The 15,497-nt window shown below is 72.9% G+C and carries 12 protein-coding genes and 2 pseudogenes; 8 read left to right on the forward strand and 6 right to left on the reverse strand.

The genetic code is table 11. The features are described from left to right. Window positions 1–40: 40 nt before the first annotated feature. Window positions 41–1,540 (reverse strand): multicopper oxidase family protein, encoded by a 1,500-nt coding sequence (locus tag ABD358_RS21080; RefSeq protein WP_344632662.1) that lies wholly within the window; start codon window positions 1,538–1,540, stop codon window positions 41–43. A 263-nt stretch (window positions 1,541–1,803) separates the two neighbouring features. Between ABD358_RS21080 and ABD358_RS21085 the strand changes: the two genes are divergently transcribed. Then, the gene (locus tag ABD358_RS21085; protein WP_344632663.1) at window positions 1,804–2,631 is read left to right on the forward strand and encodes an SAM-dependent methyltransferase; all 828 of its coding nucleotides are present in this window, start codon (window positions 1,804–1,806) and stop codon (window positions 2,629–2,631) included. Window positions 2,632–2,722: 91 nt separating this feature from the next. On the opposite strand, the gene ABD358_RS21090 is transcribed toward ABD358_RS21085, so the two are convergent. Together ABD358_RS21090 and ABD358_RS21095 are read right to left on the reverse strand one after the other, a co-directional pair. After that, complete coding sequence (locus ABD358_RS21090) at window positions 2,723–4,315, reverse strand: MFS transporter (protein WP_344632664.1); 1,593 nt, start codon at window positions 4,313–4,315, stop codon at window positions 2,723–2,725. 386 nt (window positions 4,316–4,701) lie between these two features. Continuing rightward, window positions 4,702–6,096 (reverse strand): FAD-binding oxidoreductase, encoded by a 1,395-nt coding sequence (locus ABD358_RS21095; protein ID WP_344632665.1) that lies wholly within the window; start codon window positions 6,094–6,096, stop codon window positions 4,702–4,704. 413 nt (window positions 6,097–6,509) lie between these two features. Here ABD358_RS21095 and ABD358_RS21100 point away from each other — a divergent pair, with 413 nt between their 5' ends. Next, a complete protein-coding gene (locus ABD358_RS21100; protein WP_344632666.1) occupies window positions 6,510–7,535 on the forward strand; it encodes an NAD-dependent epimerase/dehydratase family protein in 1,026 nt (341 codons plus the stop codon). Window positions 7,536–7,604: 69 nt separating this feature from the next. On the opposite strand, the gene ABD358_RS21105 is transcribed toward ABD358_RS21100, so the two are convergent. Beyond that, entirely contained in the window at window positions 7,605–8,174 is a 570-nt protein-coding gene (locus ABD358_RS21105) for an NUDIX domain-containing protein (RefSeq protein ID WP_344632667.1), read from the reverse strand. A gap of 176 nt (window positions 8,175–8,350) precedes the next feature. Here ABD358_RS21105 and ABD358_RS21110 point away from each other — a divergent pair, with 176 nt between their 5' ends. The 4 genes and pseudogenes from ABD358_RS21110 to ABD358_RS28470 all read left to right on the forward strand — a co-directional run. Continuing rightward, complete coding sequence (locus ABD358_RS21110; protein ID WP_344632668.1) at window positions 8,351–9,778, forward strand: nucleotide sugar dehydrogenase; 1,428 nt, start codon at window positions 8,351–8,353, stop codon at window positions 9,776–9,778. A 342-nt stretch (window positions 9,779–10,120) separates the two neighbouring features. Next, a complete protein-coding gene (locus tag ABD358_RS21115; protein ID WP_344632728.1) occupies window positions 10,121–11,380 on the forward strand; it encodes a class I SAM-dependent methyltransferase in 1,260 nt (419 codons plus the stop codon). Window positions 11,381–11,418: 38 nt separating this feature from the next. Further along, window positions 11,419–12,459 (forward strand): Gfo/Idh/MocA family protein, encoded by a 1,041-nt coding sequence (locus tag ABD358_RS21120; RefSeq protein ID WP_344632669.1) that lies wholly within the window; start codon window positions 11,419–11,421, stop codon window positions 12,457–12,459. A 62-nt stretch (window positions 12,460–12,521) separates the two neighbouring features. After that, window positions 12,522–13,132, forward strand: a pseudogene (locus ABD358_RS28470) (IS982 family transposase); the annotation flags it as partial. A gap of 117 nt (window positions 13,133–13,249) precedes the next feature. On the opposite strand, the gene ABD358_RS21125 reads toward ABD358_RS28470, so the two are convergent. Continuing rightward, window positions 13,250–14,443: a trypsin-like serine protease gene (locus ABD358_RS21125; RefSeq protein WP_344632670.1), complete on the reverse strand. Its 1,194-nt coding sequence runs from the start codon at window positions 14,441–14,443 to the stop codon at window positions 13,250–13,252. A gap of 245 nt (window positions 14,444–14,688) precedes the next feature. Between ABD358_RS21125 and ABD358_RS21130 the strand changes: the two genes are divergently transcribed. Beyond that, complete coding sequence (locus ABD358_RS21130; protein ID WP_344632671.1) at window positions 14,689–14,811, forward strand: hypothetical protein; 123 nt, start codon at window positions 14,689–14,691, stop codon at window positions 14,809–14,811. Between the two features lie 141 nt (window positions 14,812–14,952). Then, a complete protein-coding gene (locus tag ABD358_RS21135) occupies window positions 14,953–15,174 on the forward strand; it encodes a DUF6207 family protein (protein ID WP_344632672.1) in 222 nt (73 codons plus the stop codon). A 164-nt stretch (window positions 15,175–15,338) separates the two neighbouring features. Here ABD358_RS21135 and ABD358_RS21140 read toward each other — a convergent pair. Further along, window positions 15,339–15,476 (reverse strand): annotated as a pseudogene (locus tag ABD358_RS21140) (IS982 family transposase); the annotation flags it as partial. Between the last annotated feature and the right edge of the window lie 21 nt (window positions 15,477–15,497).

The following is a 15,497-nucleotide window of genomic DNA, read 5'->3' on the forward strand; positions in this document are numbered from 1 at the left end:
CGCGCCCGGCCGTGTCCCGGGCGCGCCCGCGGCTGCCGGCCTATTCGACGATCTCGAGCTGGGCCATCATCCCGGCGACGTTGTGCTCCTGCATGTGGCAGTGGTACACGTACTTGCCCTGCCAGCCGTCGAAGGTGGCCTGGATGCGGACCCGCTCGCCGGGCCGCACGAGCACGGTGTCCTTGAAGCCGGACTCGCCGGGCAGCGGCGGCTTCCCGTCGCGGTCGAGCACCCGGAACTGCACCAGGTGCAGGTGGAAGGTGTGGTCGATTCCGCCGAACTCCGAGTCCACGGTGTCGGCGTTGTAGATCTCCCAGATCTCGCTGGTCCCCTCCTTGACCCTGGCGTCGATCCGGTCGGGGTCCCAGGTGAGGTCGTTGATGGCGTACGCCATCTTGGAGGGGGCGACGGCGAGTTTGAGGCGGCGGGTCTCCCGGGGCGCGGGCAGCGGCGGGAGGGTGCGGAGCCGGTCGGGTATCCGGCTGGGGTCGTCGGCCCGGTGGGTGACGTCGAAGCGCACCACCGGTTTGCCGGCGTCGGAGAGCACCAGCTTGTCGCCGACGTTGTGGCGGGAGAAGTCCACGACGATCTCGGCGCGTTCGGCGGGGGCCAGTGTGAGGGTGGTGCGGGGGACGGGTTCCGGCAGCAGGCCGCCGTCGGAGGCTATCTGCACCATCTCCGCGCCGCCGAGGTCCAGCTCGAAGATCTTGTAGATGGAGGAGTTGAGCAGCCGGAAGCGGTACTTGCGGGCGGCCACGGGGAAGTAGGGCTGGGGCCGCCCGTTGGCCAGGAGGGTGGAGCGGGCCTCGGGGTGCTCGACGTCGAGGATCAGCCCGCCGTCCGCGTCGAAGTGGGCGTCCCGGAGCATGATCGGCACGTCGTACCTGCCCCGCGGCAGCCCCAGCCGCCGCTCCTCGGGGCTCTCGATCAGGTAGAAGCCGTGCATGCCGCGGTAGACGTGCTCGGCCTCCATGTGGTGGGTGTGGTCGTGGTACCAGAGGGTGGCGCCGTCCTGCCGGTTGGGGTAGTCGAGGGTGCGGGACGCGCCGTCGGCGATGAGGTCCATCGGGTAGCCGTCGCTCTCCGGCGGGACGTGTCCGCCGTGCAGGTGCACGTTCGCGGGCCTGCCGAGCCGGTTGGCGTAGGCGATCCGGACCTTCCGGCCGGCCGTGGCCCTGATGGTGGGGCCGACGAACGTGCCGCCGTAGGTCAGCGCCGGGGTGGTCTTGCCGGGCAGGATCTCGACCTGCGAGGGCCGCATGTCGATCCTGTACAGGTCGGCGTCCTCGGTCCTGCCCACGGGCCGGGCCACCGCGGGGACGGGCATGCGCACGGAGAACGGCTCGGCGGCCTGCCGGGACGAGGCCATCGCGCCCCTGGCCATGCGCCGCATGTGCCCGGCCCCGTGGTGGGACGGCGCGGCCGGGACGGCGCCGGCGGTCTCCGCGGTCGCGCGGCCCGCCTCCCGGATCGGCCATGCCAGGATCCCGCCGGCGGCCACCGCTCCGCCGAGTCCCAGCAGAACACGTCTGTCGAGCATCTGAGTCCCCTCGTCGCTCCGCGGGCGCCCGTGCGGTGCCCTTCCCGGCCTCGGCGCCCCGGAGGGGGCGCCGAGCCGATCCTGGCACCGCCGGCGCGCGGAGCCGTTATCCGATCGTGCGCTCCCGCGGTCTCGGCGCGGTTTTGGCAAACCGGCGGGTGCGGGGCAGCAACGACAGAGATGCGGCCGGCCGGGCGGACGGCGGAGGATGGTCCGCCGTCCGCCCGAAGACCGTGCGGAGCCCCGATGGGAGGGACGGGTCCATGGAAGACGCGACAGCCAGTCCGGCGGAGATCGGAAGGCACTACGACCGGCGTTCCCCCATCGGGGACGAACTCCGCGGCGGCCAGCTGCACATGTGGTACTGGTACGACCGCGACGACGACGCCCCGCTGCCGGAAGCGGTGCACCGCATCACCCGCAAGGTGACCGGCACCCTGGGGCTGCGCCCCGGGGAGCGCGTGCTGGACGCGGGGTGCGGCCCGGGCGAGACCGCGCTGTTCCTGGCCCGGCACCACGGGGCCGAGGTGACCGGGGTGACCGTGAGCGACGTCGAGCTCGAGGCGGCGCGGAACCGGGCCCGGTCCACCGGGCTGGAGCGGCTGGTGGACTTCCGGTACGGCGACTACATGGATCTTCCCTTCCCGGACGGCTCCTTCGACGCCGTCCTGGCCCTGGAGTCCCTGCAGAACGCGCCCGATCTGGGGAGGGCGCTGGGGGAGCTGCACCGGGTGCTGCGTCCGGGCGGCCGCGTGGCGTTCTCCGACTTCTCCCTGGAGAGCGCGGCCGAGCCGGAGCGGGTGGAGCGGTTCATGACCACGTTGAGGCTTCCGGTGCTGCCGACCCTTCCCCAGTGGCTGGCGTACGCCCGCTCGGCCGGGTTCGAGGTCGAGGAGTACACCCAGTGCGGGCCGCGCGTGTTCGGGATGAAGGGCAAGTACCTGAAGGCCGCGATGGAGCGGCGCGGGGAGGTGGCCGGGAAGTTCGGCGAGCGGGACGTCGCGGAGTTCTCCCGGCTGCACCGGGGTTTCTTCGCCCCCCGCAGGGACCAGATCGGCTATGTGATCGTCTGCGCGCGCAAGCCCGGCTGACGCCGGGGACGCACGGCGGGGGCCGGCGGGCCGGAAGGCCCGCCGGCCCCCGCGGTGTCCGCGCGGTGCGGCCCCGGCCAGACGGGTTCGGTCAGGCCCGGACGGGCTCCGGCTCGGCCTCCTGGGGCTGCCCGGCCTGCTCCGCGCCGCCGGATTCGGCCGCGGAGGTGGGCGGCAGGTGCCGGAACCACCGCCAGGCGAGCGTGGCCAGCACGACGAAGGTCACGGCGGCCAGCGTGCCCACCGCGTTGAGGCCGGAGGTGAACGCCCCCCGGGCGGAGGCGATCAGCTCGCCGGCCACGGGGTCGGACAGCCGCTGGGCCACGGCCACGGCGTTCGTGATGCTCTCCCGGGCGGCGGACGCCGCTTCGGCCGGCAGGCCGTCGGGGACCGCGATCTGGTCGCGGTAGACGAGGGTGCCGATGCTGCCCATGAGGGCGATGCCGGCCGCGACGCCGAACTCGCCGCTGGTCTCCGACAGCGCCGACGCCGAGCCGGTCTTCTCCGGCGGGGCGGCGCCCAGGAGCATGTCGTAGCCCAGCGCCAGGGTCGGGCCGAGACCGGCGTTGATCAGGACCGCGCCGATCACCACCATCACCAGGCTGTCGTCGCCGGGGACCTGGGACAGCACGACGTAGCCGGCCGCCGACACCAGGAGCCCGCCCGCCATGAGGTACGCGGGGCGGATCGTCCTGGCCAGTCCGGTGCTCACCCCGATGGCGACGAGCGTGCCCAGGGCACCGGGCACGAGCCAGAGCCCCGTGCTCCACGGCGAGAGCCCCTCGACCATCTGCAGCTGGAGGTTGACCAGCAGCAGGCTGCCGCCCGTGATGGTTCCGACCAGCAGGCTCAGCACCATGACGCCGCGGGCGATGCGGATCCGGAACAGGCCGAGGTCCAGCAGCGGGTCCTCCAGACGGCGCTGCCGGCCGACGAACAGCACACCGAAGACCACGCCGACGACCAGGGCCGCGGCGGCCTCCGGCGTCCAGCCGCGGGCGAGCTCCTTGACGCCGTAGATGAGCGGGATGATGGTCACCAGGGAGAGGCCGACGCTGAGCGGGTCCAGCCGTCCGGCTCCGGGGTTGCGGTACTCCGGCAGCAGCAGCGGCCCGGCGACGAGCAGCAGCGCCATCACCGGGACCGCCAGCAGGAACACCGAACCCCACCAGAACGACGACATCATGAAGCCGCCGAGGATGGGGCCGAAGACGCCGCCGCCCACGAAGCAGCCCGTCCACACCGCGATGGCGGTGCCGCGCTGCTTCGGGTCCTTGAACATGTTGGTGATCAGGGACACCGTCGACGGCGCGAGGGTCGCTCCGGCGATGCCCAGCAGCGCCCGGGTGGCGATGAGCATCTCCGGGCTGGTGGAGTAGGCCGCGAGTACCGAGGCGACGCCGAAGGCGGCCCCCCCGATCATCAGCAGCTTGCGGCGGCCGATCCGGTCGCCGAGGGTCCCCATGGTGACGAGGAGCCCCGCGAGCATGAATCCGTAGATGTCCAGGATCCACAGCTGCTGGGTGCTGCTCGGCTGGAGGTCCTCGGCCAGGTGCGGGAGCGCCAGGTACAGCACGGTCAGGTCCACCGACAGCAGAAGCGCCGGCAGGACGAGAACCAGCAGGCCCAGCCATTCCCTGCGGCCCGCTTTGGGGGTCGGTTCGTTCTCGGTGCTCGTTTGCATCGAGGGGGGTCCTTCCTTGGTCTCGGTCGGGGCGCGGCCTCGGGGGACGGCGCCGCGGCCGGCGGGGCGCCGCTGCCCGGCAAAGACCACGGGGGCGGCACTGTCCACGACCGCCCCCGCCGACGCGGCACCGGTTCCCCCCTCCCGGTTCCGGGTCGCGTTCGTTCCTCGATGCCGGGCGGGCCGCGCCGCCGCGGCCACGCCGGTGTCCCGAATCAGCGTCACACCGGCGGATTCGGGGCGGCAACTTCCAGATTGCTCTCCTCCCGCGGGGCGGTGTCCGCCCGTGCGGGCGGCCCCGGACGACGCGAGCGGCGCCGCTCGCGTACCGGGTCGGGTACGCGGCGGCGCCGCTCGCACGGCGGGCCGGGCGGGGGCGCGCCGGGTCAGTCCTCGCCGTTACCGGCGGGCGGGATGTTGTTGTTCACGCGGAACAGGTTGGTGGGGTCGTAGGCGCGCTTGACGGCGCGCAGCCGCTCCCAGGTGCGCTCCGGGTACGCCTCCCGGATGCGGGCCCGGCTGTCGTCGGCCAGGAAGTTGACGTACACGCCCGGCACGCCCTTCTGCAGCGCCGCGGTGAGGTCGTCGGCCCAGCGGGTGTGCTCCTCGGCCTCCCCGGGGTTCTCGTACATGGCCGCCACGTTGATCATTATCTTGCGGTCGCGGTGGGCGAACGCGGTGGCGTCCTGGGGGACGCGGGCCATCGCGCCGCCGAGCACACGCACCTGGACCGCCGGCACGACGGCCGTCGACGTCCTGATCCGGTCCAGGATCAGCGCCGCGTCGTCGGTGTCGAGGGTGTCCGTGAACAGGTTGCGGGCCGCGGCGACCGGGTGCTCCTCCTCCTCGGGCGGGTAGATCGCCGGATACGGCATCGGCTCGATCATGTCGGCGATCGGCGTGGCCAGGGCGCGGAAGGGCGCGATGGCCTTCTCGGCCGCCTCGCCCTCGCCCGCGTAGACCATCATGGCCATGACGATCGGGGTGCCGTGCAGCTCCTCGGGGACGAAGGGCATCGGCATCGCCGGCATGATGTTGACGATGCTGGTCAGCTCCTCCGGGGCCTGCTGCGACAGCTCCACGAAGCCGGCGACGACCTCGGGGGTCCCCGGCAGGACCAGCAGGCCGCCGAGGACCGTGCTCAGCTCGTGCATGCGCAGCCGCAGCCGGGTCACCACGCCGAAGTTGCCGCCGCCGCCGCGGATCGCCCAGAACAGGTCGGGCTCGTGCTCGGCGTCGACCCGGCGCAGCTCGCCGTCGGCGGTGACCACCTCGGCCGCCAGCAGGTCGTCGATGGTGAGACCGTACTTGCGGACCAGGTAGCCGATGCCGCCGCCGACGGTGATGCCTCCCAGACCGACGCTCCCGGTGTCCCCGAAACCGGTGGCGAGGCCGTGCTCGGCGGCCGCGTTGGTGAACTCGCCGGCGGTCAGGCCGGCCTCGGCCCAGGCGGTGCGCGTCGCGGGGTCGATCTGCAGGCCGCGCATCGAGGACATGTCGAGCACGATGCCGTCGTCGCAGAGGCAGAACATGCTGTGCCCACCGCTCTTGACCGCCAGGGGGATCCCGCTGTCGCGCACCAGCGAGACGACCCGCGCCACGTCGGCGGCGCCGGCGGGCCGCACGATCGCGGCCGGCCGCTGGTTCATTCCGCCCAGGTAGACGGTGCGCGCCCGGTCGTAGCCGGCGTCGCCGGGTACGAGCACCTGGCCCTCCGTCAGGGCGCGCAGCTGCGCCACCGGCACGGTGCCCCGCTCGATGACCGTGTTGGTCCTCTCCACTGTCAGAAGTCTCCTCGTGTCTTGCGGCGGTTTCGCCAGGGCACCATCGGCCCCGTACGGGTACGTCGCCGGGGCCGGCGAAGGTTCGGCGGTCCCGGCGGTTCGCTTCCGGCCGGTGGCGGCCGGCGTCTGGGGCGGGAGTCCGGCCGGCGGCAGCCGAAGGGCTCCCGTGGGCATGACCTGCCCATCGTGGTACGGGCGGAAGGCGCGGCGCATCTTGTGGATTGCGGTGTTCCGGCCCGGCGCGGCCGGGGGTGTGAGGGCATGCCAGGAGATGCGCGGCCGGCCGCCGGCCCGCACGCTGTCCGTGTGCCGTCCTGTCGTGCTCTGAGAGGTGGGGGATCGATGACATCGCCGTCTGACCGAGGGTGCGGGCCCGCCGTGGCCGGTGCCGGGACCGGGAGGTAGGGGTCGTGGCGCGGATCGTGGTCACCGGGGGATGCGGGTTCGTGGGCAGTCATCTGGTGGACGAGCTGGTCCGCCGGGGCGACGAGGTCACCGTGTTCGACGGTGGCGCGCCGCCGGCCGACCGGGCCGTCACGGGCCCGGTCCGCCACGTCACCGGCGACGTCCGGGACGCGGCGCGGCTGGCCGAGGTGATCGGGGAGGGGGTGGACACCGTCTACCACCTCGCCGCGGTGGTCGGGGTCGACCGGTACCTCGACCGTCCGCTGGACGTCATCGACATCAACCTGCTGGGCACCCGGAACGTGCTGGACCTGGCCGCGAGGGCGGGCGCGCGGGTCGTCGTGGCGAGCACCAGCGAGGTCTTCGGGAAGAACCCCGCGGTCCCCTGGCGCGAGGACGACGACCGGGTGCTGGGCAGCACCGCCGTGGACCGGTGGTGCTACTCCTCCAGCAAGGCGCTGGGCGAGCACCTGGCCTTCGCCTTCGCCCGTGAACGCGGGCTGAGAGTGTCCATCGTGCGCTACTTCAACGTCTACGGTCCGCGGCAGCGGCCTGCCTTCGTCGTCAGCAGGAGCATCCACCGGGCCCTGAACGGGCTGCCGCCGGTGGTGTACGACGGCGGGGGCCAGACCCGGTGCTTCACCTACGTCGGCGACGCGGTCGACGCCACGATCGCCGTCGGCACCAGCGACAGAGCGGTCGGGGAGTGCTTCAACGTCGGCAGTTCGGTGGAGACCACGGTGGCCGAGCTGAGCGCCGCGGTCGCGGAGCTGACCGGCACCGGGGCGGCCGTGCCGGTCGGGACCCGGGACCGGCTCGGCGAGCGGTACCAGGACCTGCGGCGGCGCATCCCGGACACCACCAAGATCAGGACCACCCTGGGCTGGCGGTGCACCACCGGCCTGCGCGACGGCCTCACCGAGACGATCGCGTGGGCGCGGCGGAACCCCTGGTGGCTCGCCCTGCCCGACAGCGGCGTGGCGCCGGAGGACGAAGCCGCCCCCCTCGGCGGCGCCGGCTCCCGGGGCTGAGCCGCCCCCCGCCCCGCCGCCCCCGGAGGCGGCGGGGCGGACGCCTGTCCGCGCGCGGGGGCGGACCGGTCACCCGGCCTCCCGCTCGTGCATCAGCAGCAGGAGGTAGGCCGCCACGGTGGAGTCGTCCCGTATGCTGCCCGCCCGGATCATCCGCTCGAACTCCGCGCGCGGGAACCAGCGGTGGCGCATGTCCTGCTCCTCGTGCTCGCGCCGGGGGGTGCCCGCGCTCAGGCCGGTGGCCAGGAACACGGTGAACGCCTGCCCGCTGGCGCCGTGCCAGCCGTAGAGCGTGCCGAGCGGCGTCCACGACGCCGCGCTCAGGCCGGTCTCCTCGGCCAGCTCGGCGCGGCCCAGCTCCTCCGCGGTGCCGGTGCGGCCCTGCGGGAAACAGCCCTGGGGGAACTCCCAGTACCGCCCGCGGATCGGGTACCGGTACTGGTCGACCAGGTGGAACCCGCCGCGTTCCGCGGCTATCACCACGGCGTAGTCGGGCCGGTCGACCACCGAGTAGATGCCGCGGGTGCCGTCCGGGCGCTCCACGACGTCCTCGCGCAGCGACAGCCACGGATTGCGGTACACCTCGCGGGAGGAGACCGTCCGGATGGGTCCGGACGCGGGCTTGGCGGGCCGGGCCATCGCATACCGCCTTTCCTCGCTCGCCGACCGTCGCCGTCAACGGTATGGGCGCCGCGCTGGGCCCCCCTACTCCCCCGTTGCTGAATTCCGGGCGGCGGCACGCCAGAAGATGCCCGCCGCACGCGGCGGTGAGGAGCATCGGCGTGGGCCACACTGCCTTCGATTGGAGATGCAAGATGCGCTTTCTCCCCGACCGCGGCGATCCCACCGTGGCGGTCATCGGTTTCGGGTACGTAGGTTCCTGCGTCGCGGCGACCCTGGCCGAGCGCGGGTTCGGCGTCATCGGGATCGACACCGACCCCCGGCTGGTCGAGGAGCTGGGCAGGCGGGAGTGCCGGTTCAGCGAGCACGGCCTCGCGGAGAGGCTGTTCTCGGGCCTGGACTCCGGGCGGCTGCGGGTGACCACCGAGACCGCCGAGGCGGGCGCCGCCGACGTCGTGCTGATCACCGTCGGCACGCCGGTGCGCGACGACGGTTCGCTCGCCGACGAGCAGCTGCGCGGCGCCGCCCTGGAGCTGAGCGGGCACCTGCGCCCCGGCCAGCTGGTCGTCCTGAAGTCCACGGTGCCGCCCGGCACCACCCGCGACCTGCTCGCTCCCCTGCTGGAGACGGGCGGGCTGGTGGCCGGCGAGGACTTCGGTCTGGCCTTCACCCCGGAGCGGCTCGCGGAGGGCACCGCGCTGCGGGAGCTGAGCACCTTCCCGATCGTGGTCGGCGGGCTGACCCCCGACTGCGCCGCGTCGGCCGGAGAGCTGTGGCGGCGCGCCCTGGGGGTGGACATCCTGCCGATGGAGACCCTGGAGGCCGCCGAACTCGTGAAGCTGGCCGACAACTGGTGGATCGACCTCAACATCGCCATGGCGAACGAGCTGGCCAAGCTGTGCGCGCTCTACGGCGCGGACGTGCTCGACGTCATCTCCGCGGCGAACACCATCCCCAAGGGCGCCGGCAACGTCAACATCCTGCTGCCCGGCGTCGGCGTCGGGGGGTCGTGCCTGACCAAGGACCCGTGGATGGTGTGGCGCACCGCCGACGAGCACGGCGTGCGCATCCGGACCGCGGCGGTGGGCCGGGAGGTCAACGCCGGGATGCCCGAGTACACGGCGGAGCTGATCATCGACGAGCTGATCGGGCTCGGCAAGGACCCGGCGGCGTCCACCGTGGCCGTGCTGGGCCTGGCCTTCAAGAACGACACCGGCGACCTGCGCGCCACGCCGGTCCGGGGGGTGGTCGAGGCCCTGGCCGCCGCGGGGGTCACCGTGCGCCTCCACGACCCGCTGGTCGACCGGGAGGCCGCCGCCGCGCTGTTCGGCACGGAACCGGAGGCCTCCCTCGACGACGCGGTGCGCGGGGCCGACTGCGTCGCGGTGCTCGCCCTGCACCGCGACTTCCTCGGCATCGACTTCGCCTCCCTCCCGGTCGCCGAGCCGTGCCTGCTGCTCGACGGCCGCGCCCACTACCCGAAGGAGACGATCGCCGAACTGCGTGCGGCCGGGTACGTCTACCGCGGCATCGGCCGGGGCGGGACCCCGGTGGCCGGGCGGCCCGCGCGGCGGCTGTCCCTGGTGAGGCCGGAGGAGCCCTTCTACCTGGAGGCGGGCTGACGGACTCCGCGGGCCCGGCGCGGAGGCGGTGGCCGGGCGGGGTCCGCGGCGGTGCCGTCCGGCGCCCGGCCGCCGTCCCCGTGCCGGTCCGCACCGCAATCCACGAGATGCACCGCGGTCCCGCCCGTACCACGATGGGGCCGTCATGCCCACGGGGACCTTCGGTGCCCGCGTGTTCCCGGCGGCCCGACGCCGCACCCGCCGCCCGCACCGGCACGGCCGGCCGCGCCACGTGCGATCCCCCCGCCGGCGCCCGCCCGGCCGGGAACGGCCGCCGCGCACACCGCGCCGGCCCCGAACGACGACCGAGTGGAAGGCATCATGACCATCATCGAAGGCACCATGGCCGTCACCGGAGGCGCCATGGCCGTCACCGAGTGCACCGAGTGCCGCATCTGCGGCAACCGCACCCTGCTGCCCGTGCTGGACCTCGGGACCCAGGCCCTGACCGGCATCTTCCCCCGCCCCGGCGAGATCGTGCCGACCGCCCCGCTGGAGCTCGTCAAGTGCTCCCCGGACGGCTGCGGGCTGGTGCAGCTGCGGCACACCGCGGACCTCTCCCTCATGTACGGCAACCGCTACGGCTACCGCTCGGGCATCCGGCCCTACATGATCAACCACCTGCACGGCAAGGTCGCCCGGCTCACCGGCATGGTCGATCTCGGCGCCGCCGACCTGGTCGTCGACATCGGCAGCAACGACTCCACCCTGCTGCAGGGGTACCCGGCCGACGGCCCCGCCCTGGTGGGCATCGACCCCACCGGCGAGAAGTGGCGCCGGTACTACCCCGAACACATCGAGCTGATCCCGGACTTCTTCTCGAAGGCGGTCTTCACCGAGCGGTTCGGCAACCGCAAGGCCAAGATCGTCACCTCGATCGCGATGTTCTACGACCTGCCGGACCCGGTCGGGTTCATGGCGGACGTGCGCGACATCCTCACGGACGACGGCGTGTGGATGATCGAGATGAGCTACCTGGCCTCCATGCTCGACGTGCTGGCCTACGACGCGGTGTGCCACGAGCACCTCGAGTACTACGCGCTGAGCCAGATCGAGTGGATGGCCGAGCGCGTCGGCCTCACCGTGTCGACGGCCGAGATCACCGAGGTCAACGGCGGCAGCCTGTGCCTCACCCTGGTCAAGGACCCGGCCCGGCACAGGATCGACACCGCCGGGATCGAGCGGATCCGCCGCCGGGAGGCCGAGCTCGGGCTGGACACCATGGCCCCCTACGAGGCCTTCGCGCGCCGCGTCCGCAGCCACCGCGACGTGCTGCGCGCGTTCCTCGACGACTCGCGGGCCGCCGGCAGGCTGACCCTGGGCTACGGGGCGTCGACCAAGGGCAACGTGGTCCTCCAGTACTGCGGGATCGACGCCCGGGACCTGCCCTGCATCGGCGAGGTCAGCCCGGAGAAGCACGGCTGCCTCACCCCCGGGTCCGGCATCCCCATCGTCTCCGAGGAGGACGCCAAGGCGCGCCGCCCCGACCAGCTGCTGGTGCTCCCGTGGGTGCACCGCCGGGGATTCGTCGAGCGGGAGCAGGAGTTCCTGGCGGGAGGCGGGAGGATGGTCTTCCCGCTGCCGTCCGTCTCCTGGATCTGACCCGGCCCGCCCCGCCCGAACGAGGAACAGGAGCGGCAGTGTCCGCACACATCGCCCCCGCCGGCCGCCCGGATCCGAGGAGCGGTCCGCGGAACGCCCTGCGCCTCGGTGTGATCGGCTGCTCGGCGTTCGGCGCGCGCACCATGCTCCCCGCCATCCGGGACACCCCCGGCGTGCTCCTGACCGCCGTCGCCAGCCGGGACCGCGCCAAGGCCGCGGCCTTCGCCGAGAGGTTCCACTGCGACCCCGTGGCGGGCTACGAGAACCTGCTGCTCCGCCAGGACGTCGACGCCGTCTACATCGCCCTCCCCAACGCCCTGCACCACGAGGCGGCGGTGGCGGCGCTGGAGTGCGGCAAGCACGTCCTGGCGGAGAAGCCCCTGACCACCACCGTCCGGGACACCGTCGAGCTGACCCGGCTGGCGGCCGCCCGCGGCCTGGTGCTGCGGGAGAACTTCGGCTTCCTGCACCACGGCCAGCACCGGCGCGTGCAGTCCCTGGTGCGCGAGGGCCGCATCGGCCGGCTGCGGCACTTCTCGAGCTCCTTCTGCTTCCCGCCCCTGCCCGGGGACGACATCCGGTACCGGCCCGAGCTGGGCGGCGGGGCCCTGCTCGACGTCGGTGTCTACCCGGTGCGGGCGATGCAGTACTTCCTCGGCGACGACCTGACCGTGGCGGGCGCCGTGCTGCGGAGGGACCCGGCCTCCGGCGTGGACGTCTCGGGCAGCTTCGTCGCCTGCTCGGCGGACGGCGTGATCGCCACCGGCGACTTCGGCTTCGAGCACGGCTTCGGGTCCCGCTACCGGCTCTGGGGCAGCACCGGGCAGCTCACCGTCGAGCGGGCCTTCACCCCGCCCCCCTGGTACGCCCCGGTCCTGCGCCTGGTGTCGCAGGACCTCGTCGAGGAACTCACCCTGCCCGCCGAGCACCAGCTGAGCGCGGGGGTGAGCGCCTTCGCGGCCGCGGTCGGCGCCGCCCGCGCCCATGGCCGAGACCCGCACCACCGGGAGTGGGCGGCGACGGCCGTCCGCACCGCCGAGCTGGTCGCCCGCATCGGCGAGGCCGCCCACCGGATCTAGACGAGTGAGTCCGATGTTCGTGCCGGCCGCGACCATGGCGAAGGGCGCCCGCTGGCCAGTGTGTGAAGACAACCCTGGACGCTTTTCCGGCGGCCCTGTACGTGTTCATCGACGACCACGTGGCTCCCCGTCGCCGGATCGGGCGACCCCCGAAACCGGCGGACGCCGACCTGTCGTGCACTGTTGTGCCTCGCGGTCGCCCAGGTCCTGCCCGGTTTCCCCCCGGCTCGCCACCGGATCCGCTTCGCACATGCCCGGCCGGGGCGCCTGTTCCGCTGCCTGCCCCGGCAGTCCGCCCGCACCAAGCGCCTGAACGCGGCCGGGCCGCTGATCAGCCAGGTGATCGAGGCACTGGCCCGGCAGGCGCCGACCTGGCACGGCGATCCGCGGCTGATCGACTCCACCCCGCTGCGCTGCGCGGCCTCCCGCGAGACCGTCAAGCGCTCCGGCCTCGCCGGGCACTGCGGGTACGGCCACTGCCGCGGCCACTCCCGCTTCTTCCGGCGATTTCCGCCCCCACCTGGTCACCACCGCCGAGGGCATGCCCGTCACCTGGTGCCCGGCCCACCCGAAGACCGGCGAGCGGGAGGTGATGGCCGCGCTGCCCGAACGCGACCACCACCTCGTCCGCCAAGGGCAGGCGATCCTCGCCGACAAGGGCTTCGCCGGTCGGCTACCTGCTCTTCCGGGAGACCGGGATCGAACCCGGGGCGCGGAAGCCGGCGTCCTCCCGGCCTTCACGGCCGCCGAGGACGCCGGGCGGGCCCTGGCGCGGGCCGCGAGGACGGATCTACCTGTTGATCCAGATGCCGAAGTCCCGCGTGGCCGTGTAGAAGTCCTGGAAGCCCAGGCGCGCCCCCGCACTACGGGTCACCGTGCCCTTGGCGATCGCGCCGCCGGCGGCCGAGGCGGTGTAGACCGGGCCGCCGCTGTCACCGCTGCGGGCCGCCTCCCGGCCGTCCATCTGCTCCGCCTCCACCAGGTCTTCGGAGTCGTTGTAGAAGAAGAGGACCTTCATGTTGCAGACCGGGCCGCCCGTGGCCCGTGCGCTGGTGATTCCGGACTGGCACAGGTACTCACCCGGGAAGACGTGGTCCCAGCCGTCGACCCGCACGCCCGCGTCGCTGTCGGGTCCCCCGGTGTACATGAAGTTGTCGGAGTTCGTGGGGATGAGCATCACGTCGTGGGCGTCACTGGACTTGGTGGAGGTGCCGATGTAGGCGCCCTGCGGGTTGGTGAACCGATTGCCGCTCCGACCGCAGTGCTCAGCGGTGAGCAGGTAGGTCGCGCTTGCGTCACGCACACCGAACCCGGCCGTGCACGCCCCGCCATTGAAGTTTATCTGTGCTCCGCCCGACCACGGCGCGCCGTCGTTCACACGCGAGCGTTCCTGGAGAGGCTCCTCGCTGATCGTCTTCACGGACACGCCGGCGATCCGGTCGACCGTGCTGTGGTCCTGCGCGACGGAGGCGGTGCGTGCTGCGCGGGTGGTGTCCTGTGCCAGGACCAGTCCGCTGCCGTCGGTGGGGATCTTGACGCTGTGGCCGAGCGAGGGATCCTTCTCCAGCCGGGCCTGTAACAGCTCGGAGGCGTCCCTGAGTTCGGCCAGCGAGTGGTCCGCGGCGACGATGTGCACGGGGGCGGTTCTGCGGGCCCGCTCCGCGGCCCGCTGTATGGGCTCGGGCAGGTCGCCCTTCCACCACAGGGTGACGTGGTCTTCCTGAAGGCCGATGCCCGTGTAGCCCTCGTAGTGGCCCCGCTCCTGGGCCTTGGCCAGGATGCTCGCAGCGGCGACGAGGGGTCGCTGCTCGTTCATCTTCCGCAGGTTGTCGGCGCCGACGGCCTGTGAGATCGGGACGCTCTTCTCGCTGTTGCCGTCGCGCTGCTGCTCGGCGCTGGCGCCCGGGGCGAGGGTGCCGACGAGCGCCATCGCCGCGGCCAGGGCCGAACCCGCAGCCCACAGGCTGGTTCTGCCGTATCTCATGAGTTGCCTTTCCTCTTGGCGTAGCAGTCTGTGATCAGACGGCACAAACATCCTCATGGGCCCCGATTTACATTCGATCTACAAATGATTAATACCAACCAGATACTCGGGGGTCGGAAGTGAAATACGGGGTCGTACGTGCAGCCGGGTGCGGTGCCGGGAGAGCCACCTTCTCGACGGACTCCGTGAAGACGTACCGCTCGACGTCCACGCACGGCTGGACGCCGACCGGACCGTCGAACCGAGTGCCGTACCGGCTCCGGTGCGACCGGCAGGGAGCCCGGCTCCACCGCAGCGTGCTCTCCACCGCCGTCGGCCGGAAGACGGCCGGACCCCACGCCCGTCATGCCGACTTCCTGCGCACCTGAAGGACGGACTGCCGCACTCGGCCCGCGACACCCCAAGTGGGCGCCCCCGCCGGCACCTTCACCCAGCCGCTGTCGTCCACGCGGCGCCCGGCTCGCCCGGCTTCTCGCGGTCTCCGGCCGTAGTGGAGATCGCGGCAGCCGATGACGAAACCGCGCCCGCGGTCCAGGAGTTGCCCGCCGCTCCGTGCGATCGCACCGGCGGACCGTACGAGCCCGGAGCCCGGCGAGCCCGGTGTACGGCCGCGCTGCTTCCTGGACTCGCGCCACGCTCGTGGCGCCGGGGGCGGCCGGCCGGGTTCCACTGACCAGCCATGGCCGGGTTCATGGTCGGGGTTGACGGCAGCCGCCGGTGACCCGCTCTAAAGGGCGTCCCAGACCTTGATGTAGCCGATGTTGTCATTCGCCCGGTCGCCCACGCACTCCGTGGCGTAGCCGTAGTAGTAGACCGGGTTCGGGTCGTCGTTGAGGGCGGCCATCTGCCCGGCGCAGCTGTTGTGGGTCTCGAACGAGGAGATCATGTACCGCGACATGCCGGCGGCGAGGGCGAGGAGTCGTTGTCCGGTGCGGGCGAAGACTCCGGCCGGTGTTCTGCCGCCGTGCTGTTCGAGGCTGAGCCGGCCTTTGAGGGTGTCGATGACGGCCTCGATCCACTGCCGGACCCGGCCGGGCATGTGCGAAGCGGATCC

Source organism: Streptomyces glaucosporus, from assembly GCF_039533345.1.
Lineage (GTDB): Bacteria > Actinomycetota > Actinomycetes > Streptomycetales > Streptomycetaceae > Streptomyces > Streptomyces glaucosporus.

Coding starts and splice junctions, on each gene's coding strand:
- ABD358_RS21090 (WP_344632664.1), bottom strand. CDS start 4,315: ATGCAAACGAGCACCGAGAACGAACCGACCCCCAAAGCGGGCCGCAGG.
- ABD358_RS21085 (WP_344632663.1), top strand. CDS start 1,804: ATGGAAGACGCGACAGCCAGTCCGGCGGAGATCGGAAGGCACTACGAC.
- ABD358_RS21105 (WP_344632667.1), bottom strand. CDS start 8,174: ATGGCCCGGCCCGCCAAGCCCGCGTCCGGACCCATCCGGACGGTCTCC.
- ABD358_RS21110 (WP_344632668.1), top strand. CDS start 8,351: ATGCGCTTTCTCCCCGACCGCGGCGATCCCACCGTGGCGGTCATCGGT.
- ABD358_RS21125 (WP_344632670.1), bottom strand. CDS start 14,443: ATGAGATACGGCAGAACCAGCCTGTGGGCTGCGGGTTCGGCCCTGGCC.
- ABD358_RS21135 (WP_344632672.1), top strand. CDS start 14,953: ATGACGAAACCGCGCCCGCGGTCCAGGAGTTGCCCGCCGCTCCGTGCG.
- ABD358_RS21080 (WP_344632662.1), bottom strand. CDS start 1,540: ATGCTCGACAGACGTGTTCTGCTGGGACTCGGCGGAGCGGTGGCCGCC.
- ABD358_RS21115 (WP_344632728.1), top strand. CDS start 10,121: ATGGCCGTCACCGGAGGCGCCATGGCCGTCACCGAGTGCACCGAGTGC.